The organism is Paraglaciecola sp. L3A3 (genome assembly GCF_009796765.1).
In the GTDB taxonomy this organism is placed as follows: domain Bacteria; phylum Pseudomonadota; class Gammaproteobacteria; order Enterobacterales; family Alteromonadaceae; genus Paraglaciecola.
Map to the genome: position 1 here is coordinate 5,223,010 of NZ_CP047023.1, position 18,119 is coordinate 5,241,128.

Below are 18,119 nucleotides of genomic sequence, written 5' to 3' on the forward strand. Positions count from 1 at the left end.
CCGTAAACCAAGTGCTAATCAACGAAGAGCAATTGTTAAATATTGCTGAAAATATCCAGCAGCAACTAGCGTTAGCGCAGCGCACAGAAAAGTTAACAATACTATTGTTGATATATTGAAGGTTCATCATAACGATAAAACCATTATTAATTATTGGCGTCATTTCAATAATAAAAAGGTAATTAAATGCTTAATACTAAAATGTATATGAAAAGCTGTGCTATTTTTTGTTTCTTGCTACTAAGCTTGTTGTCTATTCCTCTATACGCGACATCCTACTATGTTTCTCCAACAGGTTCTGATACTGCAAGCGGAGACGAGTCTCATCCATTTGCAACCATTGTAAAAGCTCGCGATACAGTACGCACCATAAATCAAAATATGACAGCAGATATCACTATAGTATTGAGAGAAGGAACCCATACTCTAGATAATACGTTAACTTTTTATGAACAAGACTCTGGTAGTAATGGATACAATATTATTTATAAGAATTACCCAGGTGAAATCCCTATTATTAGTAGTGGAATAGCTGTTTCTTCTTGGCAACTTCATGATTCCAGTAAAGGGATTTACAAAGCTTATGTGGGTACCAACTTCTACTCTAGGCATCTTTTTGTAAATGGCGTTAGAGCAAAAAGAGCACAAAGCTCAAGCTCACAAATTAGTGGTTTTACATTAAATGCCGCAGAAGGTTTTAATGCACCCTCAACAGGTACTTTTTCCTCTATGTCTAGCTGGGGCAACATTACTGATATAGAAATACGTCAACGCAAAGTTTGGACCATGCAATGGGGGGCTGTTGAATCTGTGACTGGTAACGTAATAACACTTAAAGATGATTTTTGGCGGGCAACTAGACATTATGCCCAATGGGGTATTGGCATGGATAGTATAGACGCCATAGAAAATGCATATGAGCTGCTTGATGAAGAAGGAGAATGGTATCTCGATAGAAGCTCTGGTTATCTTTACTATAAACCTTTGGCTAGCCAAACGAATTTAAACAATCTTACTTTTACACTACCCAGTTTAGAAAAGTTGATTGAAGGAAATTTAGCAGGAAGCGCTACTAAACTGATAGAAAATATTAAGTTCGAGGGACTCACCTTTTCTTATACAACCTCCCTACAGCCTCTTGAAGATGCAGGTAGAGTAGGACACCAAGCTGGAGTTTTGTTTTACAAAAATTCAAGTCTTGCAGAATATGAAGATTTATCTGCCTCAGCTGTTCATTTTAAATATGCACGACATATTACATTTCAAAATTGTACATTCAATAAATTAGGTACCTCAGGCTTGGCCTTTGATATTGGAAGCCAACATAATTTAGTTACAGGCAACACCTTTGCAGATATCTCATCTAATGGTATTAGCATTGGCAATATTAATTTGGCAACAAATTACAATCCTGTAAATCCTGAAGATCGTGTCACCCACAACACTATTTCAGACAATGTGATTTCTCTTGTAGGCCAAGAAATGACTGATTCTGTTGGAATTTTTGGTGGATATGTAAACAATTTGATAGTTGCTCACAATACACTTTTTGATCTCCCGTATACTCCTATTTCAGTGGGGTGGGGTTGGGGAGGCCCAGAAGAAACTAACACTTACAATCCCGATGCAGTTGGCAGTAATTCCATTACCTCAAATCGAATTTACAACTATATGAACGTGAATTTAGATGGAGGGGGTATATACACGCTTGGACGCCAAGATAATTCATCCATAAAGTTTAATTATATTAACGGGCAGAAAAATGTTTATACCTATATATATCTTGATAATGGTTCAGAATACATCAGCGTTGAAGATAACGTTATAAGCAGTGAGGGTGGATCTATTGGTGAGTGGTTAATGGCAACCAATGACGTCAACGAAGTTGCTTATTATGCGAGTAATTTTAATCTTATTCGAAATAATTACTACTCTAGAGAACTTAATATTTTTAGATGTTATTACAGCAACGTCTGTGGGCTCAATATTGCTGTAGAAAATAATAATTGGCCTGATAGAGCCGTAGATATCATTAATAATGCTGGGGTAAATATGGATGCCGTCACTACCCCCCAAGCCAATGTTTTCCAAATATATGGCAAGACCAGTCAAATGGTGTTTGCTCCTCAAAATCACTCAAATACCGCTGGAACACCTCTAGTACAAATGACAAATACAAACACTGACGAGCAAAAATGGGAACTTATCCCCGTCGATGAACGTTATTATTTACTAAAAAATATCGAAAGTGGACTTGTTGTTGTGCCACAAAATCAGTCTACAGTTGCAGGAGCGCCTTTAATTTTAGCTTCTTATACAAATCACCATAGTCAACATTGGGAGTTGTATTTCTCTGAGACAACTAATTCAAGTGGTGTCACCGTTTTAAAAAACAGAGCTAGCAACTTTGTAGTAACCCCAAGTAACTATGCGGCGGCTACTGATACAACACTTATTCAATATACTAACTCAAATAACAGCGCTCAAGTTTGGATGATAGGACAGCAAGCCCCACAGAGTTCCGTTACAAGCGATTTTCATCAAATTGTTGGTAGCAGCAGTCAAATGATGTTTACACCTTCTAGTTCAGTCGCAGCTATGGGAGTGGCGTTGTACAACAAACTGTTTTAGCTACAAATTTACAAGAATGGCAACTCATCGATGTAGGTAGTAACTTGTATAAAATAATCCATAAAAGCAGTGGAGGTTTATTAACGCCAACTCAATTTTCAAGTAATCCTGGTACATCATTAATTATTTGGCTGGATTCAAATAATCCAGCACAACTATGGGAGTTACTTGCTAATACAAACGGCTCATACAGACTGAAAAATCATGTCAGCGGTTTAGTGGCCACACCTAGCGTTCATTCTAGCGCATCAGAAGCAAGCCTAATTCTGTGGACCGATGAAAATAATAGTAGTCAACATTGGCAATTAAATTACTTGCCATAATTTCAAAATGGCGACATCATCCTATAAAATATCTATTATCTCCACGGTTTTTGTTACAAAGACCGTGTCCATTTTCACTCAAACACTCAATGCGATTCAAGACCTGCATATTAAACATTGCGTGAAGCATTACTTACTTAATATTACATTTTTCTTCACAGACGCCGTAATATTAGTAGCTGAAGGCTGAGAATATAGTTATTGCTCTAATCAGCTAGGTTTTCTTGGTTAGTTTCGTGGTTGTAACAGCGCAGCGTAACTATCGAGTAGGTTTATCCCGTGCTGAATAGCATAACTGGGGATTTTTCCTGTCTATATTATTTATCACATGGAAATTCAGATGAATAGGCATAACCTATATCGCTGATGTCTCACTCTGTATGCATACCCAAGTATCGGCAATAAGTATTTGTAGAGCTAAAGCTTTCACAAGTCAGTTTATACAAGTGATTAAGAGCATTTCTACTAGGGGTTCTGAAAAATTATAACCTGATATCAAGAAGTGGTACTTTTTTTGGGGGAAGCCTTAGAGGCTGTCTTCTGCGAGGGTGATTGATTTATCATTCCCCTTTGAATAATAAAAACAACCGTTGGCCTATTATAGCCAACGGTTGTTTATTTATTCGAATGGTCATCCATTCAAGGTTGAAATGATATTATTAAGCCTTACTTTTCCTGTTTCTGGCACTAAGCCCTGCCAACAGTAACAATGTCATTATCCAATTAAATGAACCCGAGTTACGATAAATATCGGCAACAGGTTTAACGTTTATTGCCGTTACGATAACTTTGAATTCATTGCTTACAATACTATCTCGGCCATCACTAACAGTAAGTGTAAACGTAAGTTCAGTCTCTTGAGATACGTCAGGGGCGATAAATTTTCCAAATTCCGTTGTATCACTAACTATCGTTGCTGTTACTTCGGCATCTGCATTTAATTGATTCCATGTATAGGTCAGATCGTCATTTTCAGCATCTGATACAATCGCTGATAAGTTAAATGCTTGACCGCTCGTAGCTACGTGGTCACCAATTGTCTCTATAACAGGTAAGATATTGTCCAGCTCAGTCACGAGTAAGCCAGGGTCAGACACCATACCATTGATAGTTGCGTCGGCATCATTTTTACCACCATCTTGTATCACTAATTGAATACATTGATAACCTTCATTTAAACCTAATTCATAGTTACTATTGAAAGGCGCAGGACAATTGCCGTCAGCCGTTTTAGTTGCAGATGAAAGTGTGTTTTGATCATCTATATAAAAGTCAAACCAGCCATCTAACTGTGTATGTTTTCGGTAAATAGCATGCTCTGGAATGATGGTTTCTAATGGCACAATAACGGCTACAGATTCTCCTATTTTTTGTAAACCTGTCACTTTGAAGTTATTGATGTTAGAGAGAGCTTGATAATGGACGTCGTAATCATCAATGTCTAATTCAAGCTTTGAAACCACAGCCGTTGTTTTACCATGTTTTAAAGCTATGTCACCAATAGATAACTGTAATCCTGGTGTTACCGCTAAGTCTAAACGTTGATCCGTGGAAACTTGCAGCCGAGTAGCGTCTGTTGGAGCGTTATCAAAATCATCAGGAATTCCATCTTGATCGCTATCAATAAGTAAGCTCGTTAATTCAGTATCGACGGCTAGGGTAATAGTGATAGTGGTTGATAAATTGTCGCTATCGTTAACAGTCGCATTTAGTTGATAGTTTCCACTGGCAAGAGATAAGCTACTAGGGTTAAAGGTGTAATATTCTTTAGTTTCACAATTGTCAGTTTGTGAACTCGGTAATTCGGTTAGGTATCCACTAAGGTCGTCAAAGGTAACACAATGGGTGTCAGCCGTATTTAAATCACTGATATTAAGTTTAACACTCACATCGCCGCTACTACCACCAATGACCGATATGGGTTGTTCAACGTCATCGGCATCAAGTTGTGTCACATTATAAGTTACAACTGGGGCAAATGGTTCGTCAACAATTGTTACAGTCGTTGCTGTATTTTCTTGCACGTCAGCATGGCTCGCTTCAGTCAATGTAATAACGATATTATCACCCGCTACCAGAACTGGCTCTGCACTTAAGTCAATTGTAATAACTTTTGGGCTATCCCCATTGGTTAATTCAATATTATGATCAGTTAATGTGCCATTTATGCTAACCGAGTAATGGATCACAACAGGGTAGGCTGGTGCGTTACCTAACAACTTAAATGGTACTGTTAAGGTGTAACTGCCTGCGTCTAATAGCTGAGTTGTCGGCATTTCTATAATAGGGTTAATAAATATAGGCAATTCGATTGACGCTGTATTGTTGTTTGAGTCTGTAGCTGTGAGCGAAATAGTATACTGCCCAGATTTTTTGTTTAACTGAGGTTCAGCGACAATGATTTCGGGTATTGGCTGTTGATTATAGGCATCATGTAAGTCCACTGTTGTTAAACCAGTATTGGCTATATGGGCTTCAATAAAAGACTGAATATTGGTTAAAATACCAGTGGCTTCAATTGTTAATGCTGCTAATGCATCAAAGGAATAGTCATTGGTTAATAAGCTTGTACCATTAAGATAAAAAATAGGTGTTGATTCATCATTCGAGTTATACGGATGCTGATCATTAATGTCTAAAACACCATCATTATCATCATCATCATCTTCTGTTGCATCAATGAGTCCATCTTGGTCAAAATCCTCTGCAAACCTTAGCGGGTCATTATCATCTACATCATAGCCAGAGCCTAAGCCGTTTGCATCATTCCCCCAACCATCTGCATCAACATCCTCCCAAGTGTTTGGGTCTAAAGGATTAAAATCTATCCCATCAGGGCTTAAGTCATTATCAAAATCATCGGTGGTATTTTTTAATGTAATGATAAGGTTGACACTGGTCACGTCATCACTAGCTGCCGCATTAACTGTCACCTGATAGGTTTCATCAGAGAATTCTGCGATCTGCTGTTTTTTAAAGGTAATAGCGGCTGTTTCTTGGGTGATAGTAAATAAGTCAGCATCTTCCCCCGATAAACTTAAAGCAATATCGTCTCCATCTTCATCAATGGCAGTCAGCGTAGTTACGGCTAATTCACCTTCGTTAACATCAACAGGAATATCACCTTGATTTTTACTGTAATTCATACGCAGTACTTTACCAAGGGTGTCATGGCCATCACCGGCTGTATTGGTGTAAACAACGGGACGATTTAAGTTATCGACTTGTAGGTTTACATAATCATGATCAGCTGTAGCTGCAGAACCACCAGTAATATCACTTAGTTCATAAGATATTTTAACCCATTGTTCTCCACTTGCGCTTAATGTCGCTATTTGTATTGGCGCATTGAGGGCTGATGAATTATCGCGCTGTTGATAAGCTATGTAGGGCGTGTTCTGGCTATCAAATGCGATATCCAGAGCATCCGTAGCATAGGCGGTAGCTCGTTGTGCACTGCCGGTATCATTTAGAGTATGCACAAGGTTGGCCTGTCCTACTAAAGTCCAGTTGTTGAACTGATCATTAGATTTATATACATGGCCACCTTTTTGATTTGCATGTTGCAATACTGTGAACATATAAAGGGTACCGTCAGCATCAAATGCCGTACTTAAATAACTTGGATAGGTGACCGTACCAGTTAAACTAAGCTGCCATTCATAACTCTGTGACTCATTATTGAACACCTTACTGTAGTGAAAAATACGGTGGGCGGGCATGCTGCCGTAATTAGGATCTTCGTAAGCGCCAGCGAAACTACGAAAAGTAAAAGTGGGTAAGCCTTCAGGGTTAATCGCAAGATCATAAAAAGGGACCTTGTAACGGCCATCGTTACCAAACATACCAGTAATAAATTGAGAGGGTGTTTCTTTGGTCCAACTGGTTGCGGGTTCGCTTGCGGAAAAATCGTATGAGTATAAGTCACCTGAGGTTGTATTATATGCACTGGTTGATGCCCCGTAATACAAATAGGCCACTCCGTCATTGTTTATGGCCATTTTGAAATGTTTTACTGTTACACCATCAGCGAGTGTTAAGGCAGGTGATTCTCCAGAGGTAAGTAAAGACGGGATATCTGACCATGTTTCTCCGTTATCAAAACTACGTTTGAGTGCCACACCGTCACTTTGAACATAGGCTAATATTAGGCTGTTATCCATAGGGTTAACAACAACCTGCTGAAAGCTGTTACTGGCAATATTTGTGGGCGCACTAATATCTTGCGTCAATGATGTAGCTTGATCATCAGATATAGCAAGATCAACTTTTGTACCTGTTTGGTAACTTGTGACTATTTTATTATTTGCATCAATCGCTAAGGATAAATGGTTAATACCTACTGTTGTTGAAGGTGTAGAAATTAGATCAAAGTGATTGTTAATACTACTATTTTCTAGAAAAAATGGAGCGCTAGCATGGGTAACGCTGAATGGGAGTGTTATTAATAAGGCACCTAATGTACTAAATATATATGAATTTCTTGTTTTCATCATTGTTTCTCATTGTTCTATCAGAATGTGGTTTATTGAAACCACATAAGAGACTGTCTACCGTGTTAAACATCGCTTTTAGAATTGTTTAATACCATATGCTCGTGATCAAAAGTGGTAGCCTAATCGCACACCAACCGATTGTGACCCTAAACGATCGATTTCATAGTGGCGATAATACAAACCTAATGAGGTACTTTTGTATACGTAATTAACGCCCGCTCCTGCAAACCATTGCAGAGATGTGTCGGATGTTGTAACGCTGTACATAATGGGTTCATTTGTTTGTTCATTTACTCCAATTTCATAATTAATTTCATATTGGCTTTCTAGTAACAAGGCGCCAGCCTCTGCCGAGATATTAAATTCAGGGGTGATAGGGTACGAATAGATAACTGAGCTTGTTAGGCCATTACCATAGCGTGGTAAGGCCTTATTTATTTCACCAATCGCTTCATCGGCGTAAGCTGTGTCTACATCGACTATGAATGTACTTTTACCAAATTCCATATAGCCAAATGTTAGTGCCCAATTTTCACTCACTGTATATCCAAGGTCGAGTTGAATACCGCCACTGGGTAAATCAAATGTGTAGTCTTCAGGTTGATGACCTAACGATTCTAAATTAATAAGTGCTTGTTGTTCTGACTCTGAGTCAACCATGGTACTCGTGCCTATGTGTACAAACCAAGGCGACGTTGAGGCGGCTAGAGCGGAGGTGGAAATAACCATCGCTAATGATATTGCGCTTAAAAATACTTTCATTATGCTTTCCTCTTATAAAAACGAATACCATAAACAAAGGCTAACAGAAACATTGCAATTTGCCCCAGTGAACCGCCACTGACATTTTGAGTGAACCTTTTACGTTCTACTTGATTAATTTCAATATCGACCGCCCCTGTACTAATGGCATTTTCAGTGACATCTTCGTGGTTATCACTGGCGTTATCTTCAAGTGCATAATAAACCGTGATCTTTTCTGGGTCGTTTAAAGCAGGTATATACTTAAACCCATTCTCTAGTTTGATAAGTTCGCCATATCCCGTATGGCGTAAATAGTTTTCTCCTGAACTGTTAGGGTCAATACCATCAATAAATCGAATAAAATCACCATCTTCATCAGTTGCATAATCAAGTACATTTAAAGAAATGGCTAAACCTCCTTCTGTAACCAATTTGGGTAATAACGCCACAGGTGGGGCATTGGTATGCTTGACCGTGTAATTAACCACACTGACTAATGTTGGTTCATTGTCATAACCTTCTGCATAAAGCACAAAACTATAATCTCCCTCATCTTTAAAGCTAGGACGTAAAACAACATCGCCAGTTTCTGGTTCAAAGGTTGCAAAACTTTGTAATCCTTCTGTCCGTATGTTTTTAGTCGCGACATATCCAATAGTTGAAGTGCCAGAGATACGGGTATCAACATCTTCTGAAATAATTTGTGTTGGAGTGAATGTTGTACTTAAATTCCACGCTAGATCAACTTGATTGATGGTGATAGTAAAAGTTGAAATATCTTCTTCACCATCATATCCCGTGGCCGTAACAGTACCTGTATAACTATCGGCAGCATCAAAACCTGGTGCACCTGCTAAAGTACCTCTAGTGGCATGTTGTTGGGTTAACCATCCCCAATTTAATGTATCACCAATGTTATTTGTTTCATCTAGTTGAAAAGTGAAGTTTTTCACAGCCGTAAACGTTGGCGTGTAAGTGTAACTTTCATTTTCATTTAACGTTTGTTCATAATCAGCGGCTAACAGTTGCATAGGTACATTATTAATAACAATATTTAAATCGATGCTAACGGGAGTTGCGATTTCATTAGTTCCGTCATTTTTCGCGCCATCAATAGGGTATGCTTTTAATTGGATAGGGTAGGTATCTTGTGTGTTCGTTGGCGCACCTCTGACAGCCGTGTATGCGGCTTTACCTTCAAATCTAGCGTTGGCATCTGTGGTGTCAAACGAAATACCATCTGGTAAGTCACCGGTTATTTCAAAATATGAAATTTTACTTCTAATGCTTTCAAATAATGGTGTTTGATTTTCATCAATTTCTATACTGCAAGGTTCTTCGCAATTAAATGTTTGAAATGAATATCCTCTAGCGGCAACTTGATCGGGATCGGTACTTGCTTCAAAGGAAACAATTACAGGTATCTCTGGTGTCGTATCAATGCCATTAGAAGCACTTATCTTGATAGAGTAACTTGGATAAGTAAAACGAGCTCCGTCGGGGGCGAAATCATCAGTTAATACTAGACGACCCATTGCCCAATCAGCCGCATTAAATTTACTTGCGTCTGTGCCGGTTAAGGTAAAGGTGACGTTATCTAATATAGGAGTAAATGTTTCAATTTCCACATCAAAACTGCCTGCATTATTTTCCCCTTCTAGGACCGATAAATTAATGGGGGTTGTCACTGAATTGGTTATTTTTGCCCGCAATACGCGTGAATTCTTAGTTCGACTACTATCTTGAAAAATCACATAAGGTCTGTCATATCTATCAAAATCAATATCTAAATATTTAGAATATAAATGCCCCACATTGTCTGCTGACAAAGCAAAAGAAGATATAGTCATTTCTCGCCAAACATCTCGCTCTACATCGTCAATTATTTCTTTTTCTAAACGTGCAACACGGATTTTAGTTTGTGTATTACGGGAGTTATAATCTTGGTAAATAATATAAGGTGTGCCTTGACTATCATGAGCGACTCTAGTTTGATTTGGCGCTTGGTTATGGTTGTTGTAAGCACCTGTTTGAAATATCGTATTGATCTGCGTACCGTCACCATAGGCAACATTTTCACTGCCATTTTGGCTATGAGTGACAGTTGTTAATGGATTAACACCTACTCTTACCCATGCGCCAGTTCCTTCATTCGCAGTCTGATCAAATTTATTTGCGGATAGGCGAACGTTCCAAAAGCTTTCTGCAATCACCCAAGGCGCACCTTCTTGGTCAATAGATAATGCAGCCATACGAGCGTTAGCACCAATTAGTGAATTTAATTCAGAGCTATTAACGTCAGCTATACCTACATCTTGCCATGCGTCTTGTGCATACTTTTTAAGGAGTAATGTTCCATTAGTAGCGGTACCAAAATCAGCGGCTTTTTCGTATAAAACATAAGGTGTGCCATCAGTCGATAGCTGGAAATCGATAGTGGTTTTATAGCCATCCCAAGAGTTCTCTGTAGCGGCAATTACATCAGTAAAACCGCCAACAGATTGCCAGTCATTAACAGATGAAGCTGATGATGGATCAAAAGAGATTAATGACAAATAGGCATTTGTTGCTGAGAAGTAATCTGACAATAAAGCGTAGATTATGCCATTTGTATCAATGTCAAAACGTAAACTATGGGCTTTAGTCAGTGGTTTTTCAGCCACTTTTTCCCATGTGCTAACATCATCGACTGTGTTTAAACGATGTACTACTAAGGTCGTGTCGAAATCAATGTAGGCAAGATAGGGTAGATCGTCAGGGCCAATGGTTAGTACCAATGAAATGTTATTGTCGATATGAGGCTTTTCCCAAGTATCGGAATAGTCCTCTGACAATTGGACTTTAGCACGTAATTCATTTGTAGAAACGTCACCAATAGTAGGAGCTTGACCATCAGCGCCATCACCATCGGCAGCAGAAACCCATTTGTTATTCTGTAATTTTAAGACATAGGCTTTATTGTCTTCTAAGTTCATATGGGCGACATAAACAGTATTGTTGCTGTCGATTGCGATACTTTGTTGAATAGCATCACCAGCAGAGGCTTCGCCTAAAAAGGCTAAGTCATCTACAGTTTCGTGCAAACCATAAGGTACGAGTTCATTGGATTTTATTGCGTTATTCAAAAATATAGGTTCAACGGCACTGGTTGGATTTAGGTAAAAAAAGCCTAATAAAACACAAACCATTTTTAGTTTATTAAAAGATAAACGAGCAGTCATTTCTGGCTCCATTATTATTTGTTTGTAGCTGAAGTCATCAGTGCTTCAGCCTTCTCATTATTCGATGTTCGATTTGAAAACATTTACAATATCGTGTTTAAAATGTGCCCGACATTGTGAAGCGTATCGTACGTCCCGTTATCATATTTATAGCTAATCGGTTTTCGTAGACATCGTTATCAACGGGGCTGCCATCTTCAACGCTGGTATGGTATCGATAGGTACTTTCATCGGTTAAATTCGTTCCTTGTATTCCCACTGTTAACGCTTTATTTATTCTATAGCGAGCGGCAAAGTCGAATTGGCCATAGGCATCGTTCCACAACATATCCTTTGTTGAGGTAAGAGGGTTTGATAATGAATCAGAACGATGGTTATAGCTTAGGCGTATTGAATGTCCGTATTTCTCCCAATAAACTGCAGCATTAGTTGTGTGTTTTGATTGGCTAATAAATGATGTATCAATGGTGATAGTTTCCCCGGCCGTATTTGCACCTTGATATTTAGCTTTTGAATCAGCGTATGTATAATTAAATGTTATACCCAAGCCAGAAAGGTCGCCAGGTAGGAATGTAAGGGGGTGGCTGTAGGCTGCCTCTACACCGAGTATTTCAGCACCAGAACCATTGACCGGTTGCACTAAAAAGTACGGATTGTAATATTGGGTAACGCCATCGTTGTCTAGGTAGTCGTATGGAGTGTTACTTGCATCTGACAACGGTTCATTAATGACATCTGTGCGGGTATAAATAAAGGTATCAATATTCTTATAAAATACACCAACAGATAGTAAGGCTGCTTTATCAAAATACCATTCATAGGCGATATCAGCTTGCCAAGCGGTTTGAGCATCTAATTCAGGGTTACCTTCATAGACTGTAGCTTGTTGTGGTTGATTTTGATTTGTACTTTCACGTCGATAAGGTGCAAGCTGATGAAGATAAGGTCGTGACATTGCCCGGCCAATAGCTATTCTTGTGACGGTATCCTCGCCAAGGAGGTATTTTAGATTAAGTGTCGGCAATAAAGTTGTATATTCATTACTTCCTTCACGGTTATCAAATAAATTGGCGCAATCTGAAGGGATATAGTTATTATCTGAAACACATCTGAAGTCTAGAACTGCACCACCTCCATAACCTGTGGCATCAATTTTTGTTTGCACTAGACGCAATCCAAAATCGCCTAATAAACGACCATCTAACGTGTCTAAATTGGCCTGTGCGTATATCGCTGCAAATTCTTGATCGACTGTATAGCTTTGACGAAGATCGATTAACCAGGGTAGATTATTTATATCTACAGTGGAAATATATTCTATTTTTTCGGCTTCGCTTTTACCGATATTCAAATCGGCAATTCTTGCTTGCTCTGATTCATTATAGATTTCGAGCATTTTGGTGTTGATTTGCTCAAAATCACCAAACACCCAATTAGTGACGAGTGATTGATATGGTGTATTACTACCTTGGGCATTACTCATGAAGTTATCAATAGGCGAGGAGCCAGCGAGGCTGCCATCATCTAGCCATATTTTATTCTGAAGTTCAACAAGGTTGGTATAAAAGGATAATCCATTATTTTCTGAATATCTTTCAGTTGCTTGATTAGTATACATTGCACCAAACATTAATGATGTAAAATGCTCAGAAGATAGAAGGTATTCAACATCTAATTGTGCGCTGTATGTTTGATCTTTTTTACTACGATCATGATGATATATGTTGGTTGCTAAATTGTGAGCTGATTCAGGGCTGTAATACCAATAGGTGCCGTCAGTAACATTACCGTAAATATCTTGATTGCTATCGTGTGAAGTTTCACCACTTTGATGAGGCTCTAATAACTCTCCTTGATAATTTGCTTTCGCCCAGATGTATTCCGGCAGTTTGAAATCATTTTCAATAGAAAAACCATGAGCAATACCAGCACTTGTGGTGATTAATTGTCGTGAATCAGGGTAATCCTCATCTGTTAAGGAGTAGCCTAAACGACCTTCAATAATTAAAAAATCATTGTCATACTCAAAGCCAACATTAGCGACTGTTGTTCCAGTTACAACACTATTGTCGGTGATGATTAAACTACGATTTCCGTTGACGTTGGTAGCTCTTGTTACGGTATTCCATTCATCTATTTCAGCGCCTGTAACGACCCCAGTAGCTTGATTGTTAATAAACGCTTCATCAAATGGCTTATAGCCATGTCGTAACATGGAAGAAACTGATCGTGAATCAAGTTCCGTATACATATAATCAGCATAAGCACTCAAGTTTTCTTGCGGTTTTATTTGTACTGTAAGGTTAATACTTTTTCTGGTGTCATCACGGTCTGTATATTGTGAAAGATAAAAGTTAGGTAAAAAACCAAGTTGATCTGTAGCGGTTATATCATCCAGACTGACTTGCTCACTTACGTCTATGTCTCCAGAAGCATCGTAAATTTTACTGGTAGTTTCATCTAAACGAAATAATGTACCGCTAGCGTCTTCAGCATAGGTAAGGCCGCTAGTATCGTGAGAGTAGTAATTATTCTGCCAGCCGTAGGTTTGTAGATAATCTTGTCTACTACGGCGTCTTTCTATAGTGGAGCCAAAAGCGATACCAAGTTTTTTATCTAAAAAGTGACCTATATAGTTAACTGAAAATGATGGGTCAAGCTCTTCAGAAAGTTCATTGTAACTAAACTTTTGATTCATGATGAAATAAGTCCATTTTCTATCTAATGGACGAGCAGTAGTCAAATTGACTCGCCCCCCTAAGCTACCTTCAACAGTACTTGCGCTAGGTGTTTTGATTACCTCTATTCGACTTAACATATCAGCCGACATGGTGTTAAAACTTACACCGCCTTCGTCACTACTGGCTTGTATTACTTGGCCATTCATTGATATTTGGTTCATGCTAGGGGCCATACCACGCACACTAACGGTGGTGCCTTCACCTCCATCGCGATTGATCGAAACCCCAGGCATTCTCTGCATTGCTTCTGCAATATTTGAATCAGCCATTTTTCCAATGTCTTCAGCAATAATGGCATCTACTACACCGTTTGCATATCGTTTGGTATTTATTGCTTTTTCAATAGAGCCTGCATAACCAACAACTTCAATGTGCTCTGTCTCAGCTTTTTGTTTTTTAGCTAGTTCTTTTTTGTCAATTTTTTTAGTTTGTTCTGTTACTTCAACTTCCGTGATGTCAGTTTCTGCAGAAAATGAATAATGCGTAAACATCAGAGCCATTGCATGTACACAAGCAACGGCGAGTTGCTTTTTACGAGGTAGGTGTTTCATTGTGTCCTCCATGAGTGAATTGTTTGCGTGCAGTGTATTTTTATAACTTATAATACCCAACTTACTTAAGGTTAATATGTACGCATGGTGTATTTTTATATTTTATAACATCTAACTTACTTAAAGTTAACATGTGTGTAAAGTGTATTTAAATAAAAATTAGCATTAATTTTTTGGAATGATTTAATAAAAATAAAATTATTGAAACATGCGAATCCTTTCCTGGCGTGAGACTACAGCAGTACATCTTGTTTGAGTTGCCAGTAAATATGATTTTTTTCTATAAAACACACAGCTGTATCTATAATGCTGCATTTGTATTTAATATATAGAAAGTATTAATTTCACATATAGAAAGAATGTATATTAATTATAAATAAACACATCTTTATGTTTTTTTTTAATATTAAACGATGTTTAATATCCTCATTGTTTAAATTAAGGAGTAATAAATGCAACAACGAATTGAGCCAATAAAACAACTGAAATGCTGGGGACTCCTCTCAGTTATTTTGTTGCTGAGTGCTTGTGTGTCTATAGCTGGAAAACATGGATTAAGTGAAATCTCTAACATAGATATCGTGAATGAAGTTGTGTTGGATGTAAATTTTGGTGATTTTTTGGCCAAAAAAGATCTGCTCTGGGATCGCATACCTAACCGTTGGGAATTGGCCCCATACACGGGAAATGGCAATATAGGTTTTTTATTCTATCAGGATAAAAGTAGCCCTAGGAACGTTATATCCATTTATGTCGGTCGCCACGATTATTATGACCATAGGTTACCTTATGAAGGCGACCAATTGTTATGGATTTATCGAGGTCGTTTACCTTTAGGTCATTTTGAAGTGCAATCAAAAGGCAATATACAAGACGTGGATTTAAGGTTAAGTCTTTGGAATTCTGAAGTTACCGGCACAATCACAACAACTAAAGGCTCATATCAAGTTCGTAGTTTAACTCATAGTCATTCAGATGTTATTTATTTTGAAACGGATGCTAAAGATGAGGAAATAACTTTCAGTTGGCATGCTGATGTTCCATATTCATCGTCACGTAAAACCCTAGACAATGGCGGTGGACCAAAGCAGTGGACTAAACAACGTACGGCACCTTATCCATTGCCGCCTAAGGCGACTCGTAGTAAATCTGACAATATAGAATATAGCTTTCAGCCACTGTATCAACACCGTGGAGAAACCACTGTCGGCTGGGAGGTTACTGGTGAAGCAAGTGGTAAACAATATTTATCTACAAGCGTTCATCATAGCTTTCCAGAAAAAAACAGTAAAAATATTGTGACCCAAAATTTACATCAAGGTCGTAAAATGCTGGCCGACCAAAGCTTTTTTAGTTCACACCAAAAATGGTGGCATGACTACTATCCACAAAGTTTTTTAAGCCTTGGAGAGCCAGAAAAAGAAGCTTTCTACTGGATCCAAATGTATAAACTTGCCTCAGCCAGTCGTGGCGATGGTCCTATTCTTGATTTAATGGGGCCTTGGTACCACAAAACTTTTTGGCCTATGGTGTGGGGAGACTTAAATGTGCAATTAATTTATTGGACACATTTGACTGCAAACCGCATGCAGCTCGGAGAGTCATTAGTCAATAATGTTGATAAATATCATGATAATTTAACGAATAATGTACCTAAACATTGGAAAGATAGTGCTAGTGTTTCGACCTTATTTCCACAGGATATGAGTGGTCACGCAGGAGGTGTCGTTCCTGATATGTTAGCTTGGGTATTACATGATTACTGGTTACATTGTGTGTACGCGGGAGACCAAGCAAGGTTACGGGATGGCTTATATCCAATATTAACGAAAGTGGTTAATTCTTATTTTAATTACCTAAAAGATAATCCGGTTGAAGGAGATAACGACGGTAAATTCCATTTCAAAAATACGTGGTCACCAGAGTACCCAGGTGGTTGGGGCCAAGATATAAACTTTACTATTGCCTTATTTAAATGGAGTTTAGAGACTTTATTAACCATTAACGATGAACATAACTTAAATGACCCATTGGTTACTAAATGGCAGGATACCCTAGCGCGTCTGCCGGATTTTCAAATTGACGAAAATGGATTAAGGATCGGTAAAGATATCCCATTTGATAAACCCCATCGTCACTATTCACATTTATTGCCTATTTATCCGCTAGCACAGATTGATATTGAATATCCAAAACAAGCTAAAATGGCAAGAACGTCAGTTGACCATTGGCTGGATGTGACATTTAACCAGCAGCAAAAAGATAAAGCTATGCCTGTTACTGGCTATACGGCCACTGGTGCTAGTTCTATCTATTCGACCTTAGGTGATGCTGAAAAGGCTTATCACTATTTAAATTTTTTCATACAACATAAAAATGTGTCACCAACAACTATGTATGCAGAAGGTAACCCCGTAATAGAAAGTCCGCTTTCATATGCGACCTCGGTACACGATATGTTATTGCAAAGTTGGGGTGGGAAAGTGCGTATTTTTCCAGCATCACCCAAGCAATGGCCTGATGTTGCTTTTCATCAATTTAGAACCCAAGGCGCTTTTTTGGTAACGGCCAAAAAAGCAAAGGGGATAACTCAATTTGTTGAATTAGAAAGTTTAGTGGGAACCCCACTAGTTATAAGTCCAAATATTAGTAATCCGATTATTTATATAGATGGAAAATTAGCGGATAAAGCCCTAGTTAAGCAAGATGAAAGTGGTTTTTACGCCATTGATGTAGCTAAAGGTCAGCGGGTGTTGTTTATGTCCCCAGAGATAACCGCAGCTGATTTGGTGATCAAGCCTCAAAATATTAAAAAATCGCAACAAAACTTATTTGGTTTAAACGATAAAACTACTCGTTTGCCTTCACACGCTTTTTATTACCATGAGTAGCAAGATGAAAGTTTATAAAGCTATTGTTTAACATTAATTTTATGGGGCGGTGGCGGTGCTACTGCTTTCGCCTCTGAAGTTAAGCAACCTAATATTACTTTTGTTTTTTCTGACGATCAGAGATACAAGTCTATGAGTATGACGACAGATCCCGTCACTCAAACTCCTAACCTTTATATTTGGCGCTAGGTTTTGGCTTAAGCGGAGTGGTTTAATGGGCTAGCTGGCGCTAGCGGGTTGATGATGGATCAAAAGCACAGTATCAAAGTTACTCCGTTATTATAATTTTTTTGTTAGTAAATATTTCAAATTATTTACAGATGTAAGCCTTTAATCATTATTATTAAAGGCTTACATTTAAAGCAAAGTCTCCAGCCCGAACTGCCTATCTTAGTTTTATATACAAAACAATGTTTGGTATGGTAATCTCGGCATTTATATACAGATCCAGTTATTAACAATTTATTTAGATTACCGTGTTGGATTGCCTTTAAAAACAAAACAAGTAAGAGAACCTCTTT

7 protein-coding genes are annotated in these 18,119 nt (G+C 38.3%); 3 read left to right on the forward strand and 4 right to left on the reverse strand.

The features are described from left to right. Positions 1-186 precede the first annotated feature (186 nt). A complete protein-coding gene (locus tag GQR87_RS21765) occupies positions 187-2,631 on the forward strand; it encodes an RICIN domain-containing protein (RefSeq protein ID WP_158972764.1) in 2,445 nt (814 codons plus the stop codon). A 44-nt stretch (positions 2,632-2,675) separates the two neighbouring features. Further along, positions 2,676-2,954, forward strand: coding sequence for an RICIN domain-containing protein (locus GQR87_RS21770; protein ID WP_233267359.1), 279 nt, complete (start codon positions 2,676-2,678; stop codon positions 2,952-2,954). 659 nt (positions 2,955-3,613) lie between these two features. Here the strand turns inward: GQR87_RS21770 and GQR87_RS21775 are convergent. From GQR87_RS21775 to GQR87_RS21790, 4 genes are all read right to left on the reverse strand, one after another. Next, positions 3,614-7,450, reverse strand: coding sequence for a hypothetical protein (locus GQR87_RS21775; RefSeq protein ID WP_158972765.1), 3,837 nt, complete (start codon positions 7,448-7,450; stop codon positions 3,614-3,616). 105 nt (positions 7,451-7,555) lie between these two features. Then, positions 7,556-8,212, reverse strand: a complete 657-nt coding sequence (locus GQR87_RS21780) for an outer membrane beta-barrel protein (protein WP_158972766.1) — start codon at positions 8,210-8,212, stop codon at positions 7,556-7,558. Further along, on the reverse strand, positions 8,212-11,415 hold the full coding sequence (locus tag GQR87_RS21785) for a hypothetical protein (protein WP_158972767.1): 3,204 nt from the start codon (positions 11,413-11,415) through the stop codon (positions 8,212-8,214). Before GQR87_RS21785 ends, GQR87_RS21780 begins: the two co-directional genes overlap by 1 nt. A gap of 97 nt (positions 11,416-11,512) precedes the next feature. Further along, complete coding sequence (locus tag GQR87_RS21790) at positions 11,513-14,707, reverse strand: TonB-dependent receptor (protein ID WP_158972768.1); 3,195 nt, start codon at positions 14,705-14,707, stop codon at positions 11,513-11,515. 452 nt (positions 14,708-15,159) lie between these two features. Here GQR87_RS21790 and GQR87_RS21795 point away from each other — a divergent pair, with 452 nt between their 5' ends. Further along, entirely contained in the window at positions 15,160-17,598 is a 2,439-nt protein-coding gene (locus GQR87_RS21795; RefSeq protein WP_158972769.1) for a hypothetical protein, read from the forward strand. Positions 17,599-18,119 lie beyond the last annotated feature (521 nt).